General features: G+C 64.3%; 19 protein-coding genes. 3 read left to right on the top strand and 16 right to left on the bottom strand.

The features are described 5' to 3' along the window. Nucleotides 1–227: 227 nt before the first annotated feature. Both guaA and guaB read right to left on the bottom strand, forming a co-directional pair. Complete coding sequence (gene guaA, locus METUNV2_RS0106480; RefSeq protein WP_018228675.1) at nt 228–1,832, bottom strand: glutamine-hydrolyzing GMP synthase; 1,605 nt, start codon at nt 1,830–1,832, stop codon at nt 228–230. Nucleotides 1,833–1,924: 92 nt separating this feature from the next. Continuing rightward, nucleotides 1,925–3,385, bottom strand: coding sequence for an IMP dehydrogenase (gene guaB / locus METUNV2_RS0106475; RefSeq protein WP_018228674.1), 1,461 nt, complete (start codon nt 3,383–3,385; stop codon nt 1,925–1,927). 161 nt (nt 3,386–3,546) lie between these two features. Here guaB and METUNV2_RS0106470 point away from each other — a divergent pair, with 161 nt between their 5' ends. Continuing rightward, nucleotides 3,547–3,999 (top strand): DUF4124 domain-containing protein, encoded by a 453-nt coding sequence (locus METUNV2_RS0106470; RefSeq protein ID WP_018228673.1) that lies wholly within the window; start codon nt 3,547–3,549, stop codon nt 3,997–3,999. A gap of 44 nt (nt 4,000–4,043) precedes the next feature. On the opposite strand, the gene METUNV2_RS0106465 is transcribed toward METUNV2_RS0106470, so the two are convergent. Together METUNV2_RS0106465 and METUNV2_RS0106460 are read right to left on the bottom strand one after the other, a co-directional pair. Next, nucleotides 4,044–4,388: an RnfH family protein gene (locus METUNV2_RS0106465; protein ID WP_018228672.1), complete on the bottom strand. Its 345-nt coding sequence runs from the start codon at nt 4,386–4,388 to the stop codon at nt 4,044–4,046. Between the two features lie 4 nt (nt 4,389–4,392). Then, nucleotides 4,393–4,833: a type II toxin-antitoxin system RatA family toxin gene (locus tag METUNV2_RS0106460; protein WP_018228671.1), complete on the bottom strand. Its 441-nt coding sequence runs from the start codon at nt 4,831–4,833 to the stop codon at nt 4,393–4,395. Nucleotides 4,834–4,926: 93 nt separating this feature from the next. Between METUNV2_RS0106460 and smpB the strand changes: the two genes are divergently transcribed. Next, nucleotides 4,927–5,373 carry an SsrA-binding protein SmpB gene (gene smpB, locus METUNV2_RS0106455; RefSeq protein WP_018228670.1) on the top strand — a complete coding sequence of 149 codons (447 nt, stop codon included), beginning with the start codon at nt 4,927–4,929 and terminating at the stop codon, nt 5,371–5,373. Nucleotides 5,374–5,380: 7 nt separating this feature from the next. On the opposite strand, the gene METUNV2_RS0106450 is transcribed toward smpB, so the two are convergent. Next, the gene (locus METUNV2_RS0106450) at nt 5,381–5,806 is read right to left on the bottom strand and encodes a hemerythrin domain-containing protein (RefSeq protein WP_026187928.1); all 426 of its coding nucleotides are present in this window, start codon (nt 5,804–5,806) and stop codon (nt 5,381–5,383) included. A 171-nt stretch (nt 5,807–5,977) separates the two neighbouring features. Here METUNV2_RS0106450 and folK point away from each other — a divergent pair, with 171 nt between their 5' ends. Beyond that, nucleotides 5,978–6,508 (top strand): 2-amino-4-hydroxy-6-hydroxymethyldihydropteridine diphosphokinase, encoded by a 531-nt coding sequence (folK, locus tag METUNV2_RS0106445; protein WP_018228668.1) that lies wholly within the window; start codon nt 5,978–5,980, stop codon nt 6,506–6,508. Between the two features lie 18 nt (nt 6,509–6,526). Here the strand turns inward: folK and METUNV2_RS0106440 are convergent, their stop codons facing one another. From METUNV2_RS0106440 to nuoE, 11 genes are all read right to left on the bottom strand, one after another. Next, entirely contained in the window at nt 6,527–7,075 is a 549-nt protein-coding gene (locus METUNV2_RS0106440; protein WP_018228667.1) for an NUDIX domain-containing protein, read from the bottom strand. Nucleotides 7,076–7,086: 11 nt separating this feature from the next. Then, nucleotides 7,087–8,568: an NADH-quinone oxidoreductase subunit NuoN gene (nuoN, locus tag METUNV2_RS0106435; protein WP_018228666.1), complete on the bottom strand. Its 1,482-nt coding sequence runs from the start codon at nt 8,566–8,568 to the stop codon at nt 7,087–7,089. Nucleotides 8,569–8,580: 12 nt separating this feature from the next. Further along, complete coding sequence (locus METUNV2_RS0106430) at nt 8,581–10,059, bottom strand: NADH-quinone oxidoreductase subunit M (protein WP_018228665.1); 1,479 nt, start codon at nt 10,057–10,059, stop codon at nt 8,581–8,583. 102 nt (nt 10,060–10,161) lie between these two features. Beyond that, nucleotides 10,162–12,210 (bottom strand): NADH-quinone oxidoreductase subunit L, encoded by a 2,049-nt coding sequence (gene nuoL, locus METUNV2_RS0106425; protein WP_018228664.1) that lies wholly within the window; start codon nt 12,208–12,210, stop codon nt 10,162–10,164. 5 nt (nt 12,211–12,215) lie between these two features. Then, on the bottom strand, nt 12,216–12,536 hold the full coding sequence (nuoK, locus tag METUNV2_RS0106420; RefSeq protein WP_008058302.1) for an NADH-quinone oxidoreductase subunit NuoK: 321 nt from the start codon (nt 12,534–12,536) through the stop codon (nt 12,216–12,218). A 13-nt stretch (nt 12,537–12,549) separates the two neighbouring features. Next, the gene (locus METUNV2_RS0106415; RefSeq protein WP_008058300.1) at nt 12,550–13,152 is read right to left on the bottom strand and encodes an NADH-quinone oxidoreductase subunit J; all 603 of its coding nucleotides are present in this window, start codon (nt 13,150–13,152) and stop codon (nt 12,550–12,552) included. Nucleotides 13,153–13,208: 56 nt separating this feature from the next. Next, nucleotides 13,209–13,688: an NADH-quinone oxidoreductase subunit NuoI gene (gene nuoI / locus METUNV2_RS0106410; protein ID WP_198288846.1), complete on the bottom strand. Its 480-nt coding sequence runs from the start codon at nt 13,686–13,688 to the stop codon at nt 13,209–13,211. Nucleotides 13,689–13,706: 18 nt separating this feature from the next. Further along, a complete protein-coding gene (gene nuoH / locus METUNV2_RS0106405) occupies nt 13,707–14,774 on the bottom strand; it encodes an NADH-quinone oxidoreductase subunit NuoH (RefSeq protein WP_018228661.1) in 1,068 nt (355 codons plus the stop codon). Then, nucleotides 14,774–17,098 carry an NADH-quinone oxidoreductase subunit NuoG gene (gene nuoG / locus METUNV2_RS0106400; RefSeq protein ID WP_018228660.1) on the bottom strand — a complete coding sequence of 775 codons (2,325 nt, stop codon included), beginning with the start codon at nt 17,096–17,098 and terminating at the stop codon, nt 14,774–14,776. Before nuoG ends, nuoH begins: the two co-directional genes overlap by 1 nt. After that, a complete protein-coding gene (gene nuoF, locus METUNV2_RS0106395; RefSeq protein WP_018228659.1) occupies nt 17,092–18,423 on the bottom strand; it encodes an NADH-quinone oxidoreductase subunit NuoF in 1,332 nt (443 codons plus the stop codon). The genes nuoG and nuoF overlap by 7 nt, the downstream gene beginning before the upstream one ends. Continuing rightward, nucleotides 18,420–18,902, bottom strand: coding sequence for an NADH-quinone oxidoreductase subunit NuoE (gene nuoE, locus METUNV2_RS0106390; RefSeq protein WP_018228658.1), 483 nt, complete (start codon nt 18,900–18,902; stop codon nt 18,420–18,422). Before nuoE ends, nuoF begins: the two co-directional genes overlap by 4 nt. Between the last annotated feature and the right edge of the window lie 20 nt (nt 18,903–18,922).

Raw genomic sequence — 18,922 nt, 5'->3', positions numbered from 1 at the left:
ACCTGCGGTCCTGAGATCGGCAGGCGTGGGGGATTTTCTCACCAATTGCCGCTGAGACAGCGGTCAAACCGCAGACCTGCCGCAGCGATGACCGGGGTACACAAGATTTAACCGAAATGCGGATGCGGGAAATCCTTCATGCCCGGTTCCAGAACGAAGAAAGCCCGGGCTGCCCCAGGCTTTCATGGATGTCCGGACCGGCGCGGAACGCCGGCAGGCACCGACGATCACTCCCACTCGATGGTCGCCGGCGGCTTGCCCGAAATGTCGTACACCACGCGGTTGATGCCGCGCACTTCGTTGATGATGCGGTTGCTCACGCGGCCGAGCAGGCTGTGCGGCAGTTCGGCCCAGTGGGCGGTCATGAAGTCCTGGGTCTGCACCGCGCGCAGCGCAACGACCCATTCGTAGGTGCGGCCGTCGCCCATGACGCCGACCGATTTCACCGGCAGGAACACGGCGAAAGCCTGGCTGGTGAGGTCGTACCAGCTCTTGCCGGTCTGCGGATCGATGGTGGCGCGCAGTTCCTCGATGAAGATGGCGTCGGCGCGGCGCAGCAGGTCGGCGTACTCGGCGTGGATTTCGCCGAGGATGCGCACGCCCAGGCCCGGGCCCGGGAAGGGATGGCGATACACCATGTCGCGCGGCAGGCCGAGGGCCACACCCAGTTCGCGCACCTCGTCCTTGAACAGTTCGCGCAGCGGCTCGAGCAGCTTGAGACCCAGCTGTTCCGGCAGGCCGCCGACGTTGTGGTGGCTCTTGATCGTGGTGGCCTTCTTGCTCTTGGCGCCACCGGATTCGATCACGTCCGGATAGATGGTGCCCTGGGCGAGGAAGGTCGCACCCTTGTGGCCGCCGTCGCCCGCCTTGAGCTTGGCCGCTTCCGCCTTGAACACTTCGACGAATTCGCGGCCGATGATCTTGCGCTTGGCTTCCGGGTCGGACACGCCCTTCAGGTGACCGAGGAACTGGTCGGCCGCATCGACGTGGATCACCCTCGCGTGCAGGCGGCCGGCGAACATGTCCATCACCATCTGGCCTTCGTTCAGGCGCAGCAGGCCGTGATCGACGAACACGCAGGTGAGCTGGTCGCCGATCGCGCGGTGGATCAGCGCCGCAGCCACCGACGAATCGACTCCGCCGGACAGGCCAAGGATGACCTCTTCGTCACCCACCTGTTCGCGGATGCGCTCGACCGCTTCGGCGATGTAGTCGCCCATGATCCAGTCGCCCTGGCAGCCGCACACGTCCAGCACGAAGCGGCGCAGCAGATCGGCGCCGCGTGCGGTGTGGGTGACTTCCGGGTGGAACTGCACGCCGTAGAAACGGCGCGCTTCGTCCGCCATGCCGGCGATCGGGCAGCTGTCGGTGGACGCCATCACTGCGAAGCCCGGCGGCAGCGCGGTCACCTTGTCGCCATGGCTCATCCACACCTTGAGCATGCCGTGGCCCTGATCGTTGCGGAAATCCTCGATGCCGTCGAGCAGCTTCGTATGACTGCGGGCGCGCACCTCGGCGTAGCCGAACTCACGCACCGTACCGGCCTCCACCTTGCCGCCCAGCTGCTGCGCCATGGTCTGCATGCCGTAGCAGATGCCCAGCACCGGCACGCCCAGTTCGAACACCGCCTGCGGCGCGCGGTCGGTCGATTCCTCGTAGGCCGACATGTGGCTGCCGGACAGGATGACGCCCTGCGCGCCGAAGCCGCGCACGAACTCGTCGCTCACGTCGCACGGATGGATTTCGCAATACACGTGCGCCTCGCGCACACGGCGCGCGATGAGCTGGGTGACCTGGGAGCCGAAATCGAGGATGAGGATCTTGTTGTGCATGGTGCGCGGTAATGCGGGCGTTGGTACGGGGCGGGCCCCGGAAATGCGACGACCGGCCGAAGCCGGTCGTTCGCACGGTTCAGGCTTGCACGTCAGTCGACGTGGTAGTTCGGCGCTTCCTTGGTGATCTGCACGTCGTGCACGTGCGATTCGCGGATGCCGGCCGAAGTGATCTCCACGAACTGCGCCTTCGAGCGCATTTCGTCCACCGTGGCGCAGCCGCAGTAGCCCATCGATGCGCGCAGGCCGCCCATCAGCTGAGTGATCACGTTCACCACCGGGCCCTTGTAGGGCACGCGGCCTTCGACGCCTTCCGGCACCAGCTTGTCGGCATTGGACGCCGGATCCTGGAAGTAGCGGTCAGCGGCGCCCTGCTGCATCGCGCCAAGCGAACCCATGCCGCGGTAGGACTTGTAGGAACGGCCCTGGAACAGTTCGATCTCGCCCGGCGCCTCTTCGGTACCGGCCAGCAGGCCGCCCAGCATGACAGCGTTGGCGCCGGCGGCGACCGCCTTGGCGATATCACCGGAGTAGCGGATGCCGCCGTCGGCGATCATCGGCACATCGGTCGAGGCCAGTGCGGTGGCCACGTTGTCGATCGCGGTGATCTGCGGCACGCCGACACCGGCGACGATGCGCGTGGTGCAGATCGAACCGGGGCCGATGCCCACCTTGACGCCGTCGGCACCGGCGTCGACCAGTGCGCGGGCAGCGTCGGCAGTGGCGATGTTGCCGCCGATCACGTCGATGTGCGGGAAGGTGCGCTTGACCCAGCTCACGCGGTCGAGCACGCCCTGCGAATGACCGTGCGCGGTATCGACCACGATCACGTCCACGCCGGCTTCGGCCAGCGCGGCGGCGCGGTCTTCGGTGCCTTCACCGACGCCGATGGCCGCGCCCACGCGCAGCCGGCCGTGTGCATCCTTGGCGGCCAGCGGGTGTTCGGTCGACTTCAGCATGTCCTTGACCGTAATCAGGCCGCGCAGCGTGTCGTTCTCGCCCAGCACCAGCACGCGCTCCAGGCGGTTCTTGTGCATCAGCGACCGCGCTTCGTCGAGCGATGCGCCTTCGCGCACGAACACGACGCGCTCACGCGGCGTCATGATGCGCGAGACCGGCTGGTCGAGATTGGTTTCGAAACGCAGGTCGCGGTTGGTCACGATGCCGACCACGCGCTCGCCGTCGAGCACCGGAAAACCGGAAATGCGGTGACTGCGTGTCAACCCGAGCAGCTCGCGAACCGTCATGTCGGGAGCGATGGTGATCGGGTCCTTCAGCACGCCGGCTTCGAAGCGCTTCACCTTGGCGACTTCGGCAGCCTGCTGCTTGGCGGTGAGATTCTTGTGGATGATGGCGAGGCCGCCTTCCTGGGCGAGAGCGATCGCCAGGCGGGCTTCGCTGACCGTGTCCATCGCGGCGGACATCAGCGGAAGATTGACGCGGATATTGCGGGAGATACGGGTACTGAGACTGACATCGCGCGGCAGCACGTTGGAATGGGCCGGAACGAGCAGGACGTCGTCGAAGGTCAGCGCCTTCTGGATAACACGCATGACTACTTTCCCAACTAGCAAAAACGTATTATACGCTGGTCGGCGCAGCCGTCTGCATCCGGCCCCGCATCAGGCCCGGCGCGCAGGCCCTCAGTGTCCAGACCTTCAGCGTCCAGATCTTTACGCCGTGCCTCCGGGCACCCAGACCAGGAGTTTCCGCCGTGTTCACCGCTGAAGCGCGCGTACGCATCCTCGCAGTCCTGCTGCTCGGACTGCCCCTCGCCTGTGCCGCGCAGGTCTATCAGTACAAGGACGCCCAGGGGCGTACCGTGTTCTCCGACACCCCGCCGCCCGGCGCCAACGCCACGAAAAAGAACCTGAGCGTGCCGCAGCCGTCCGGCGACGCTGCGCGCTCGACCCAGGATAAGCTGCAGGATTTCCAGAAACGTCGGGACGAACGTCTTGAAGCCGAATCCAAGGCGTCCAAGGAACAGGCGGACAAGGACAAGGCGTCGGAAAACTGCAACCGGGCGCGCAACCGCCTGAACGCGCTGCAGTCAGGCCAGCGCATCGTGCGTTTCAATGCACAGGGCGAGAAGGAGTACATCGACGATCCGACCCGGGAAAAGGAGATCGCCTCGACCCAGCAGTCAATATCGGAGTGGTGCAAATGAAACGGCCCGCAGGCCGCTGACGTCTGCGGGGCGGGTCCGGCTACTCAGGCCGGGGCGTCCGCCTCGCCCCCGCCCTTCTTCAGCACCTTGCCTTCGGCCGCACGCTGCCGCCGGACTTCCTTCGGGTCTGCGATGAGCGGGCGATAGATTTCCACCCGGTCGCGGTCGCGCAGCGCCTGATCCGCCTTCACCAGTTTGGCGAACACGCCCAGCTTGTTCTTTGCCAGGTCGATGTCCGGGTATTTCTGCAGCAGCCCGGACGCCTCGACCGCCTGCTGTGCGGTCGCGCCCGCAGGCAGTTCGACGGTCACGATGTCCTGCCGCTCCGGCAGCGCATAGGTGATCTGTACGCGTATCCGGTCGTTCGCGACGCCGGTGTTTTCGCTCATGGCCTCACGCTCCCCTGCCATACACCCGGTCCGCCTGCTTCACGAAGGCATCGACGAAGGTGTTGGCGATGTGGCTGAACACCGGCCCGACCACCTTTTCGATCAGCCGGCTGGAAAACTCGTAATGCAGATTGAACTCGATCTTGCACGCCGCATCGCCCAGCGGTGTGAACAGCCAGGTGCCGTCCAGCCGGTTGAACGGACCTTCGACCAGCCGTATCGTCATGCTGCGCGGGAACACCTTGTCGTTGGCGGTGACGAAGTGAGCCTTCACGCCGTGATAGTTGATGTCGATGCGCGCGCGCGTGAGCGCGTCGGTGCGCTCGATCAGCTGACTGCCTCCGCACCAGGGCAGGAAATTCGGGTAATGCTCGACGTCATCGACCAGCCGGAACATCTGCTCGGCCGTACGCTCGATGAGCACGGTTTTTCGGACTTCAGCCATGTCATCAGAAGGTAAAATCCCGATTCTAGCCGCGCCGCATCACCCGGCGCAGCCCCGATTTGATTTCTGCACTCTCCTCACCGGTTCCGTTTCATGAGCATCGCCGACAACAAGAAGGCCTTTCACGACTACTTCATCGAGGAACGCTACGAAGCGGGCCTGGTGCTGGAAGGCTGGGAAGTGAAGGCGATACGTGCCGGACGCACCCAGCTGAAGGAAGCCTATGTGGTGCTGATGGGCGAGGAAGTGTGGGTGATCGGCATGCATGTGTCGCCGCTGCCCACTGCCTCCACCCACGTGAAGCCGGACCCGACACGCAGCCGCAAACTGCTGCTCAAGGGCGAGGAAATCCGCAAGCTGATCGGTGCGGTCGAACGCGCCGGCTACACGCTGGTGCCGCTGAACCTGCACTTCACCCGCGGCCGCATCAAGCTGGAAATCGGTCTGGCCAAGGGCAAGAAGCAGTTCGACAAGCGCGAAACCGAAAAGAAGCGCGACTGGGACCGCGAAAAGGCGCGCCTGATGCGCGACAAGGTGTGACCGCCGTTCAGGCGGTCACCAGCCCGTCCAGCGTGGTTTCGGCTACATAGCCGGTGGCGGCGATGTGCTCGGCCAGCATGGTGTCCATGGTCGAGGCGTGATGTTCGAACCACAGCGGCAGTTCGCGCACCAGCGTGCGCACGATGCCGTGATCACCGGCCGCCGCCAGCCTGCGCACCTCGCGCAGCACCTCCAGCACCCGCTCGTGTTCGCCGCGATGGCAGTGCACCGGCGGAAAATCGCACGCCTCCATCCATACGTCCTCCTGCGCGAAATGGGCCTCGGTATGCGCCAGCAGCGCGTCGAGTGCCGGCAACTGGCCGGCGTCAGACGCGTCGTCGAGCGCCGCGAGCAGGCGCATGAATTCGTGGTGGATGTCGTCCATCGCTTGCAGGCCGAGAACGTGTTCAGATTTGAGCGTCAGTGCGGACATGGTGCTTGCGGTATCGATCGGGATGGCGCGCACGGTAACCGTGCGCGAGGCAGCACATCTTGATCCAGATTAGGTTTCGCCCGTACCGGCGGCGTCACAGCGTGGCCGGCTGCGGTGGTGCCGGCGGAGGTCGGTGCTAAAGTGCGCGCACCTGAGCTTTCCGAACGCATCATGAGCAGCGTCCCCGCCCCTTCCGCCCCCCAATCCATCTCCTCCGACTGGCACATCGCCCACATCGGCCTCGGCGCCAATCTGGACAACCCCGAACAGCAGGTCCGTGCGGCGCTGGACGAACTGGCGGTGACACCGGGCGTGACGCTGGAGCGCCGCTCGTCGCTGTACCGCACCGCGCCGATCGGCTACGACAACCAGCCGGATTTCATCAATGCGGTTGCCCGTGTGCGCACCACGCTGGCCCCTCAGGCCCTGCTCGACGCGCTGCTGGACATCGAACGCCGGCATGGCCGCGTGCGCGAATTCCTGAACGCCCCGCGCACTCTCGACCTCGACGTGCTGCTGTACGAAGACCGGCAGATCAATACCGACACGCTGAACGTGCCGCACCCGCGCGCGCATCTGCGCGCCTTCGTGCTGCTGCCGCTGCTGGAGGTGTCGCCGGATGTGGTCATTCCGGGCATCGGACCGGCCAGCGCCTTCCTCGCACAGGTGCAGGAGCAGGCGATTTCGCGCATTCCGCAGTAAGCGGAGCGCGGCCCGGCGTCAGAAACCCTGATTGATGACGCGCTGAGCCCAGATCAGGGCCGCCAGCGTCTTGGCGTCGGTCAGTTCGCCACGCCACACCGCAGCCATGGCGGCGTCCAGAGACAGTGCGGTGACTTCGAGGAATTCGCCCTCGTCCAGTGACGCGCCGACATGGCGCAGGTCGCGGGCGAGGAAGATTTCGATGCGCTCGTCGGAATAGCCGATGCAGGGGTGCATTGTACCCAGATGTTCCCAGTGCGCCGCTTCGTGCCCGGTCTCTTCGCGCAGTTCGCGGATCGCGGTCTGCTCGATAGGCTCGCCTGCATCGATCTTGCCGGCAGGGAATTCGAGGAAGACACGGCGCGGACCGTAGCGGAACTGCCGCTCGAAAATCATGCGGCCATCCGGCAGCAGGGCGATGATGACCACCGCCCCCGGATGCCGGATGTATTCGCGGACGGCTTCACCGCCGTCCGGCAGACGGACCGTGTCCTTATGGACCTTCAGCAGCACGCCGTCGTAGACCTGACGGCTGTCCAGCGTGTGTTCGGTCAGGTCCGTCGACATGCGTCCCGGTCTTACTTCATCGCCTGGCCGAGCGCGGTCGCGCACAGCGTCAGCAGCGACTGCGGCATCAGGCCGATCACCGCGATGGCCAGCGCGTTCACCGACAGCAGCGCGCGCATTTCACCGGACGCTACCAGCGGCGCGGTGTCGAGCGGCTCGTCGAAGTACATCAGCTTGACCACGCGCAGGTAGAAGAAGGCACCGATCAGCGACAGCATGACCGCGAACACCGCGGTGTAGAGGTAGCCCGCGGCGACGACCGCCTGCAGCACCGCCAGCTTGGCGAAGAAGCCGATGAAGAACGGAATGCCGGCCATCGAGAACATGACCATCATGAGCACCGCGGCGAACCACGGGCTGCGGCGGTTCAGGCCCTTCAGGTCGTCCAGCGTCTCCGCTTCGACACCGGCACGGGTCAGCAGCAGCAGCACGCCGAAGGCGGCCGCGCTCATCAGCACGTAGGCGATGGTGTAGAACATCGCGCTGCCGAAGGCGTAGGACAGCTGGATGTCGCCGGACGCGCGCAGTTCGATCACGCCGCTGACCAGGCCGAGCAGCATGAAGCCCATATGGGAAATGGTCGAATAGGCCAGCATGCGCTTCACATTGGTCTGCGCGATCGCCACCACATTGCCCAGCGCGATCGACAGGATGGCCAGCATCATCAGCATCTGCTGCCATTCCACCGCCAGCATCGGCAGGCCATCGACCAGCAGGCGGATGGCCATCGCGAAACCGGCCAGCTTGGGCGCAGAGCCAATGAGCAGCGTGATCGCGGTCGGCGCGCCGTGATAGACGTCGGGAATCCACATGTGGAAGGGCACGACGCCGATCTTGAAGGCGAGGCCGGCAACCAGGAACACCAGCCCGAAGCGCAGCACCTCCATATTGGTGGCCGGATCGGACAGCTTGCGGGCGATGGCCGAAATTTCCAGCGTGCCGGTGGCACCGTAAATCATCGACATGCCATAAAGCAGCAGACCGGACGCCAGCGCGCCGAGCACGAAGTACTTCATCGCCGCTTCGGTCGACCGGGCCGACTCGCGGTCCAGCGCAACCAGCGCGTAAATCGCCAGCGACAGCAGTTCCAGGCCCAGATAGAGGGTCAGGAAGTGGTTGGCCGAAATCATCACCTGCATGCCCAGCGTGGCGAACAGCACCAGCAGGTAGTACTCGCCGCGTTCCAGACCGCGTGCGATCAGGTAATCGCGGCTGTACACGACCACCGCGAACACGGTGATGTACAGACAGCTCTTGAGCACGTCGGACAGGCGGTCATCGACGAACATGCCACTGAAGGTGAGCGTGGTGTCCGCACCGGCGGTACCGACCTGAATGGCCAGCGCTCCGGCCAGCGTGGCCAGCGTGAGCAGATAGGGCAGCCAGCCCTGACGCTCGGACTTGAACAGGTCTGCGAGCAGCACCACGCAGGCCATCACCAGCACGAAGATTTCGGCCGATGCAGGGAAGAAATCGGGCAGAGGGAAGTTCATTCTTTTGGTCCGTCAGAGCTTGCCGGCTGCGACATGGTCGAGCAGCTGGTTCACGGTCGCATGCATGATTTCGGTCACCGGCTGCGGCCAGATGCCCATGGCCAGCGTGCACACCGCCAGCACGCCCAGGATGAGCATTTCGCGCGAATTGATGTCGTCCAGTTCGGCGACATGGCTGTTGGCGACGTCGCCGAACACCACGCGCTTGTACATCCACAGCGTGTAGGCGGCACCGAGCACCAGCGTGGTGGCGGCCGCGAAACCGGTCCAGAAGTTGAACTGGATGGCGCCCAGCGCAACCATGAATTCACCGACGAAGCCAGAGGTGGCCGGCAGGCCGGCGTTGGCCATCGCGAACAGCAGGAACAGTGCGGCGAACTTCGGCATCGTGTTCACGACGCCGCCGTAGTCGGCGATGTTGCGGGTGTGCATGCGGTCGTACAGCACGCCGATGCACAGGAACATCGCGGCCGACACGAAACCGTGCGAAATCATCTGCACCAGCGCACCTTCAATGCCCAGCGGATTGAAGATGAAGAAGCCCAGCGTGACGAAGCCCATGTGCGAAATCGACGAATAGGCCACCAGCTTCTTCATGTCGGTCTGCGCCAGCGCGACCAGACCGATGTAGATGACCGCGATCAGCGACAGGCCGATCACCACCGGTGCGAAATGCTGGGCGGCGTCCGGCACGATGGGCAGCGAGAACCGCAGGAAACCGTAGGCACCAAGCTTCAGGCCGATGGCGGCCAGCACGGCGGAACCGCCGGTCGGCGCTTCCACGTGGGCGTCCGGCAGCCAGGTGTGCACCGGCCACATCGGCACCTTCACCGCGAAGCTGGCGAAGAAGGCCCAGAAGATCAGCGACTGCGCGGTCATCGCCAGCGGCTCGCGGTGCCAGTCAAGGATGGCGAAGCTGCCACTCTTGTGAAACAGGTAGAGCAGCGCGACCAGCATCAGCAGCGAGCCGAGCAGCGTGTAGAGGAAGAACTTGAAGGCCGCATAGACGCGGTTCTTGCCGCCCCACACGCCGATCACCAGGTAGAGCGGGATCAGCGACGCTTCGAAGAACACGTAGAACAGGATGCCGTCGAGCGCCGAGAAGATGCCGTTCAGCAGGCCCGACATGATCAGGAAGGCGGCGAAGTACTGCGAGGGCTTGTACTCGATCACCGTCCAGCCGGCCATCACCACCAGCACAGTGATGAAGCTGTTCAGGATGACGAAGGGCATCGAAATGCCATCGACCCCGAGGTGGTAGTTGATGTTGTAGTCGCGTACCCAGGGCATCAGCTCGACGAACTGCATCGAGGCGCTCGACGGGTCGAAGCCGGTGTAGAGCGGAATCGTGACCAGGAAGCCGAACAGCGCGGTCACCAGCGCGATCAGCTTGGAAAAGGCCGTGTTGCGGCCGTCTCCGCTAGCAAGCACGAGCAGACCGCCAGCGATCGGCAGCCAGATGGCAAGACTGAGAAGAGGAATATCGGTCATTTCTGTGTTTGTTCAGCCGACACGATCACCGGTCCCGGTCACCGTGCCTGGCACTCCCTCTGAATTCACGCCACGGGCGGCACCCTCGCCGCCCGCACCACATCACTTGAAGCCCAGTCTCCACACCAGCAGGAGACAGACGCCGATCACCATTGCAAACGCGTAGCGGTAGATGTAACCGGTCTGGATGCCGCGGGCCAGGCGCGCCACCGCGCCAACCGCCGAGGCAGAACCATTGACCAGCACACCGTCGATGATCGTGCGGTCACCCGCCGCCCACAGGCTGCGGCCCAGCAGACGGGCGCCACCGGCAAACACGATCTCGTTGAAGCGATCGAAGAAGTACTTGTTCTCAAGCACCTTGGTGATCGGCGCGAACAGCGGCGCGATGCGACCCGGCAGCGACGGCACCAGGATGTACATGACCCAGGCCAGCACCACGCCACCCAGCGCGAGCCAGAACGGCAGCGCGGTGAAGCCGTGCATCGCCATGCCTGCGGCGGAATGGAAGTGTTCGCCCGCCTTGGCCAGCACGTCGTGCTGCGGCAGCACGGTCACGATGCCGGCGAACCAGTCGCCGAACAGCATGGGCTGTATCGTGTAGTAGCCGATGAACATCGACGGCACGGCCAGCAGCACCAGCGGCAGCCACACCACCCACGGCGACTCATGCGGCTTCTGGCCGGGGGCGAGACCGTGGTGTTCGTCGTGGTGGTCATCGTCCGCATGATCATCGCCGTGATGGTCATCGCCATGGTCGTGATGATCGTCGTGCGCCTTGCCGAAGTTCTCCGGACCGTGGAACACGCGGAAGTACATGCGGAAGGAGTAGAAGGCGGTGATGAACACGCCTGCAACCACGCAGAAGTAGGCGTAGCCCGCACCCGGAATGTTCGAGAAATGCACCGCCTCGATGATCGAGTCCTTCGAATAGAAACCGGACAGGAAGGGCACGCCGATCAGCGCGAGCGAACCGATGAGCGAGGTGATCCAGGTCAGCGGCATGTACTTCCACAGGCCGCCCATATTGCGCATGTCCTGGTCGTGGTGCATGCCCATGATGACCGAGCCGGCACCCAAGAACAGCAGCGCCTTGAAGAAGGCGTGGGTCATCAGGTGGAACACCGCGGCCGAGTAGGCCGACACGCCCAGTGCGACCGTCATGTAGCCCAGCTGCGACAGCGTCGAGTAGGCGACCACGCGCTTGATGTCGTTCTGGATGATGCCGAGGAAGCCCATGAACAGCGCAGTGGTCGCACCGATCACCAGCACGAAGGACAGTGCGGTTTCGGACAGCTCGAACAGCGGCGACATGCGGGTGACCATGAAGATGCCGGCGGTCACCATCGTTGCCGCGTGGATCAGCGCGGAAATCGGGGTCGGGCCTTCCATCGAGTCAGGCAGCCACACGTGCAGCGGCACCTGGGCTGACTTGCCCATCGCGCCGATGAACAGCCCGATGCAGGCGGCGGTCAGCAGCGGCCAGTCGGTACCGGCCACCGTCATCGCGACCAGTTCCTCGCGCTTGGCGAACACTTCCGCGTAGTTCAGCGTGCCGGCGTAGGCGGCAATCAGGCCGATGCCCAGCAGGAAGCCGAAGTCACCGACGCGGTTAACCAGGAAGGCCTTCAGGTTGGCGTACACCGCAGTCGGGCGCTTGAACCAGAAACCGATCAGCAGGTAGGACACCAGACCCACCGCTTCCCAGCCGAAGAACAGCTGCACGAAGTTGTTGCTCATGACCAGCATGAGCATCGAGAACGTGAACAGCGAAATGTAGGAGAAGAAGCGGTTGTAGCCCGGGTCTTCCGCCATGTAGCCGATGGTGTAGAGGTGCACCATCAGCGACACCGAGGTGACGACCATCATCATCATCACGGTGAGCTTGTCGATCTGGAACCCGATTTCCATCTTCAGAGCCGTTTCGCCCAGCCCGCTGGTCGCCCAGGTGTAGAGCGCACCGTTGAAGGTGTTGCCGGCCTGCACGTCCTTGAAGATGATCCACGACGCGACCAGTGCGACCGCGACACCGAGGATGGTGACGGTGTGGGCGACCCAGCGCGGGATGACGCGACAGAACAGACCTGCGATGGCGGCGCCGAACAGCGGTGCCAGGGGTACGAGCAGATAGAGCTTTTGCATCGATGTCATGTCGCTCAACCTTTCAGGCTGCCCAGATCATCGACGTGGATGGTGTTCAGGTTGCGGAACAGCACCACGAGGATGGCCAGCCCGATCGCGGATTCCGCGGCGGCTACGGTAAGGATGAAGAAGACGAAGATCTGGCCGGACGGGTCGCCGAGGTAGTGCGAGAAGGCGACGAAGTTCATGTTCACCGCCAACAGCATCAGTTCGATGGCCATCAGCAGAACGATGAGGTTCTTCCGGTTCAGAAAGATGCCGACGATGCTGATCGCGAACAGCACGGCGCCAAGCACCAGGAAATGCGACAGGGAAAGTGTGGCCAGGGAGTTCATGTCGGGCGCGTCCTTATTCTTTCTCGGCGGGCATCGACACCAGACGCACGCGGTCTTCGCGGCGGACGGCGATCTGCTTGGCCGGCTCCTGGAACTTGGTGTCCTTGCGCTTGCGCATGGTCAGCGCGATCGCCGCGATGATGGCGACCAGCAGGATGACCGACGCGAGTTCGAACGGATACACGTACTCGGTGTAGATCAGGCGACCCAGCTCCTTGGTGTTGCTGTAGTCCATCGCCGGCGCTTCCGGCGCCGGTGCGGCACCGGCCGAGAAGTACTTGGCGCCGAGCACCGCGAACATTTCAGCCAGCATCAGGCCCGCCACGATGAGGCCCGGTACCAGATTGGCCCAGAAGCCCTCGCGCAGCCGCTCGATGTTGATGTCCAGCATCATCACGACGAACAGGAAGAGCACCATCACCGCGCCGACATAGACCAGCACCAGCGCGATCGCGAGAAACTCGGCGCGCAGCAGCATCCAGACGCCGCCGGCGGTGAAGAAGGACAGCACCAGGTAGAGCGCGGCGTGCACCGGATTGCGCGCGGTGATCACGCGCAGCGACGCCACCACCAGTATGGTGCTGAGGAAGTAGAAGACTGCTGTCTGGAAATCCATCATCGGTTTCGTTCTTGTCCGTTCCCTAGAGACCGCCCGCGGTGGCGGGCCGGCCGTCAGCGGTACTTCGCATCCGCCTGCCTGTCCTGAGCGATCTGCGTTTCATAGCGATCGCCCACGGCCAGCAGCATCTGCTTGGTGTAGTACAGGTCGCCCCGCTTTTCACCGTGGTATTCGAGCACCCGGGTTTCCACGATGGCATCGACCGGACAGGCTTCTTCGCAGAAGCCGCAGAAGATGCACTTGGTCAGGTCGATGTCGTAACGCGTGGTACGACGGGTACCGTCGTCACGCTGATCCGACTCGATCGTGATCGCCATCGCCGGACACACCGCCTCGCACAGCTTGCAGGCGATACAGCGTTCCTCGCCGTTCGGATAGCGGCGCAGCGCGTGCAGGCCGCGGAAGCGCGGCGACTGCGGCGTCTTCTCTTCCGGGAACTGAAGCGTGATCTTGCGCGCGAACAGGTGACGGCCGGTCAGCGCCATGCCCTTCACCAGTTCGGTCAGCATCAGCCCACCGAACAAATCTCTCATCGAACCCATGAGCGTCCCTTACTTCCAGATCGACAGCGGAGACATCATCCAGCCGCCGATGAACACCAGCCACACGATGGTGACCGGGATGAACACCTTCCAGCCCAGACGCATGATCTGGTCGTAGCGGTAACGCGGGAAAGTCGCGCGCAGCCACAGGAAGAAGAACAGGCAGAACGCGCTTTTCGCGGCCAGCCAGTGGAAACCATCGGGCAGGAAGCCGACCGGCGACAGCCAGCCGCCGAGGAACATGATCGCGGTCAGCGTCGCGATCAGGATCATGTTCGCGTACTCGGCCAGGAAGAACAGCGCGAACGCCATGCCCGAGTACTCGATCATGTGACCGGCCACGATTTCCGATTCGCCTTCCACCACGTCGAACGGCGAGCGGTTGGTTTCGGCCACGCCGGCGATGAAATAGACGATGAACATCGGGAACAGCGGCAGCCAGTTCCACGACAGCACGCCCAGGCCCATGTCGGCGAACAGCCCGTGGCCCTGCCCGCGCACGATGTCGGACAGGTTCAGGCTCTGCGACACCATCAGCACCGTAACCAGCGCGAAGCCCATGGCGATTTCGTAGGCGACGATCTGGGCGGCCGAACGCAGGCTGCCGAGGAAGGCGTATTTCGAGTTCGAGGCCCAGCCAGCGATGATGACGCCGTACACGCCCATCGAGGTGATGGCCATGATGTACAGCAGACCGGCGTTGATGTCGGCCAGCACCAGCCCGTCATTGAACGGAATCACCGCCCAGGCGGCCAGCGACGGCGCCAGCGCCAGCACCGGTGCCAGCACGAACAGCGTCTTGCTCGACGCCGACGGCAGCACGATTTCCTTGAACAGCAGCTTCAGGCCGTCGGCGATCGGCTGTGCAAGACCGCCCAGTGCCTTGATGCCAAAGAAGGTGACGCGGTTCGGGCCGTTGCGGACCTGCATCCAGCCGATGATCTTGCGCTCGGCCAGCGTGAGGTAGGCGACACAGCCCATCAGCGGCAGGATGATCGCGAAGATCTTGACCAGGGTCCACACCGGCACCCAGGCGACGCCCAACAGGTCCTGCACGGGTTGCAGCAGGGCTTCCATTACACCGCCTCCACGTTCAGAGTGCCGGACAGCGCGCCCAGCGGGGCGGTCTGTGGCCAGCCGGCGGACACGCGCACGCAGGACGCGGGCACGGTGTCGTCCAGCGTCAGATCAAGTTCGCACGCCCCGGCGGCACTGCGCACCCGCACCCGCTTGGCAGCGGCCAGACCGGCGGCCTGGGCGGTAGCGGTGCTGATGCGGGCCGACGGCGCAGCCGAATCACGGGTAGCGGCCAGCGCAGGTGCGCGGCGGGCCAGTGCATCGTTGCGGTAGATCGGGAAATCGGCCACGCGCTGCAGGCCGTCAGCAGCCGCCGAGCTTGCGCAGGCGACGTCGCTGGCGGTATTGCCGAGCTTGAATTCGGGGAGCCAGCCGGTCGCACCGGACAGCGCCTCGTCACGCACCTGCTCCGACGAATCGAAGCGGAAGCCGCCCAGTTCCAGCATGCTGCCCAGCACGCGCAGCACCTTCCACGCCGGGCGGGTTTCGCCCTTCGGAGGCACCACCGCGTGGAAGCTCTGGATACGGCCTTCGACACTGACGAAAGTGCCGGAGGTTTCGGTATAGGGCGACACCGGCAGCAGGCAGTCGGCGTAGTCAAGGCCGGTCTTGAACGGCGACATGACGATGACCGTGTCGGCACCCTTCAGCGCATCAAGCGCGGCTGCCGGGTTGGCGGCATCGAGTTCAGGTTCCGCATGCAGCAGTACGACGGCGCGCAGGTCACCGGCGAACATCTGCTGCGGGTTCAGTCCGGTCTGTGCACCGACCACTGCGGCGCCGACGCTGTTCGCGCCCTCGCCCAGATAGCCCAGCGTGGCACCGGTCAGGCGGGCCAGTTCCTGCGCCAGCGCATGCAGGCCGGCTGCCTGGGCATGCTGCTGCACCACCGGGCCAAGGAAGATGGCGCGTGCGCCGTCGTCGATCAGGCTCTGCGCGATGCGACGCGCGGCGTCCGACACCGAAGCCGACGCAGCTGCGGCCGGCACGGCGACACCGCGGATGTCCGCAGCCGCCTTCACCAGCCCGGCCAGTTCGGCCGCCAGCTGCGACGGCGCCACGGTCACGCGGGCGTGGGTGGTCATCAGCCAGTCTTCGCCGCTCACGCCGAGCGCGCTGACGCGGGTACCGCGACGCGCGGCCTGACGCAGACGCTGGGCCAGCAGCGGGTGATCCTTGCGCAGGAAGCTGCCAACGACCAGCGCGGCATCCAGCTTCGAAACTTCGGCAATCTTCATGCCCAGCCAGGGCGTGCCCGACAGCTTGCCGTCCAGACCGAAATCGCTCTGGCGCAGACGGGTGTCGATGCTGCCGCCGCCGAGGCCGCGCATCAGCTGGGCGCCGAGGTAGAGCTCTTCCGTCGTGGCATAGGGCGCTGCCAGCATGCCGACCTTGTTTGCGCCGTGCTGGTCGACGATGCTGCGAAGGCTGCTGGCCGCGTACTCGAGCGCGGTCTGCCAGTCCACTTCGAGCCACTGACCGTTCTGCTTGATCATCGGCTTGGTGAGACGCTCCTCACCGTTCAGCGCTTCGTACGAGAAACGGTCGCGATCGGAAATCCAGCACTCGTTCACGTCCTCGTTTTCCAGCGGCAGCACGCGCTTCACTTCGTCGTGCTTGACCTGGACGACGAGATTGCTGCCCAGGCTGTCGTGCGGACTCACGGTCTTGCGGCGTGACAGTTCCCAGGTGCGGGCGGAATAGCGGAAAGGCTTGGAGGTGAGCGCGCCGACCGGGCACAGGTCGATCATGTTGCCCGACAGTTCGGAATCGACGGTGTGACCGACGAAGGTCATGATTTCCGAATGCTCGCCGCGGTTGGCCATGCCCAGCTCCATCACGCCGGCAATTTCCTGGCCGAAGCGCACGCAGCGGGTGCAGTGGATGCAACGGGTCATGTCGGTCGAGATCAGCGGACCGAGGTTCTTGTTGAACACCACGCGCTTCTCTTCCTGATAGCGGGAAGAGGATGCGCCGTAGCCGACCGCCAGATCCTGCAGCTGACATTCGCCGCCCTGATCGCAGATCGGGCAGTCCAGCGGGTGGTTGATCAGCAGGAATTCCATGACGCCCTTCTGGGCTGTCACGGCCTGTTCGGAATGCGTCTGCACCTTCATGCCGTTGGTGACCGGCGTCGCGCAGGCCGGCAGCGGCTTGGGCGCACGCTCGACCTGTACCAGACACATGCGGCAGTTGGCGGCGATGGACAGTTTCTTGTGATAGCAGAAGTGCGGGATGTGCAGGCCCAGACGGTTGGCCGCATCCATCACGGTGCTGCCGTCCGGCACTTCCAGCTTCTGGCCGTCGATCTCGATCTCTAGCATGCTTGTTCCACGTAAATGCGGCTGCCCTCGCGCTGCACGTCCACCGGGACGAGACAGCGCTTGTGCTCGACGTGATATTCGAATTCGGAACGGAAGTGCTTGATGAAGCTCTTCACCGGGAAGGCGGCGGCATCGCCCAGCGCACAGATGGTGCGGCCGGCGATGTTGCTGGCAACGTTGTCCAGCGTGTCGAGGTCGTCCGGGCGGCCCTGACCGTGCTCGATGCGATGCACCATGCGGTACAGCCAGCCGGTGCCTTCGCGGCAGGGCGTGCACTGGCCGCAGGATTCCTCGTGATAGAAGTAGGACAGCCGCTCCAGCGACTTCACCATGCAGGTGGTTTCGTCCATCACGATGACCGCACCCGAACCGAGCATGGAGCCGGCCTTGGAGATGGAGTCATAGTCCATCGTGCAGTCCATCATGATGTCGCCGGGCAGCACAGGCGCCGACGAACCGCCGGGAATGACCGCCTTCAGCTTGCGGCCGCCACGCATGCCGCCGCACATTTCGAGCAGGGCCGAGAACGGCGCGCCGAGCGGGATTTCATAGACACCCGGGCGATTCACGTGGCCGGACACCGAGAAGATCTTGGTGCCACCGTTGTTCGGCTTGCCCAGTGCCTGGAAAGCCTCGCCTCCGTTGTTGATGATCCACGGAATGGCGGCGAAGGTTTCGGTGTTGTTGATCGTGGTCGGCTTGCCGTACAGACCATGGCTGGCCGGGAACGGCGGCTTGAAGCGCGGCTGGCCCTTCTTGCCTTCGATCGATTCGAGCAGCGCGGTTTCTTCGCCACAGATGTAGGCACCCCAGCCATGGTGCGCGAACAGATCGAAGTCGAAACCCTTGCCCAGGATGTTCTTGCCGAGGAAACCGGCAGCACGCGCTTCCGCCAGCGCTTCTTCGAAACGCTGGTAGAGCGAGAAGATTTCGCCGTGGATGTAGTTGTAGCCACGGCCGCAGCCCATCACGTAGCCGGCGATGGCCATGCCTTCGATGACCAGATGCGGGTTGTAGCGCAGCAGGTCGCGGTCCTTGAAGGTACCCGGTTCGCCTTCATCCGAATTGCAGACGACGTACTTGTCCATCGGGAACTGGCGCGGCATGAAGCTCCACTTCAGGCCGGTCGGGAAACCTGCGCCGCCACGGCCGCGCAGATCGGACTTCTTCACCTCGGCGATGATCTGCTCCGGCGTCATGCCGGATTCGAGGATCTTGCGCAGGGCGGAATAGCCGCCACGCTTGACGTAGTGCTCGATGCCCCAGGTGTTGTCACCGTCGAGGCCGGCGAGCAGGATGGCTTGCGGGTTCTCGGGGGCGTTCATTTCAGTTCGTCCAGCAGTGCGTCGATCTTTTCGCGGCTCATCCAGCTGCACAGGCGGGTGTTGTTCACGATGATGGCCGGTGCGTCACCGCACACGCCCATGCACTCACCTTCCTTCAGCGTGAAACGGCCGTCGGCGGTGGTTTCGTTGAAACCGATGCCCAGCTTTTCCTTCACGTACTCGGCGGCCTGCTCGCCGCCGGACAGCGCACAGGGCAGGTTGGTGCAGACGGTGATCTTCCAGCGACCGACCGGCTTCACGTCGTACATGTTGTAGAAGGTGGCCACTTCCATCGCCGCCATCGGCGGGATGTTCAGATGGGTCGCCACGGCTTCGATCGCCTCGGGCGTAAGCCAGCCGTTCTGTTCCTGCGCAATGCGCAGGCCTGCCATCACGGCGGAAATCGCCTGGCCTTCGGGATACTTCGCGACTTCGCGGTCAATCGCCGCGCGCGAAGCTTCATTCAGCGAGAAAGTCATTCTGTCGATGCTCACCGGAT

Source organism: Methyloversatilis universalis EHg5, from assembly GCF_000378945.1.
Lineage (GTDB): Bacteria > Pseudomonadota > Gammaproteobacteria > Burkholderiales > Rhodocyclaceae > Methyloversatilis > Methyloversatilis universalis_A.
The sequence above is the reverse complement of the archived record's forward strand: the minus strand, read 5'-3'. Positions and strand labels throughout refer to the sequence as shown.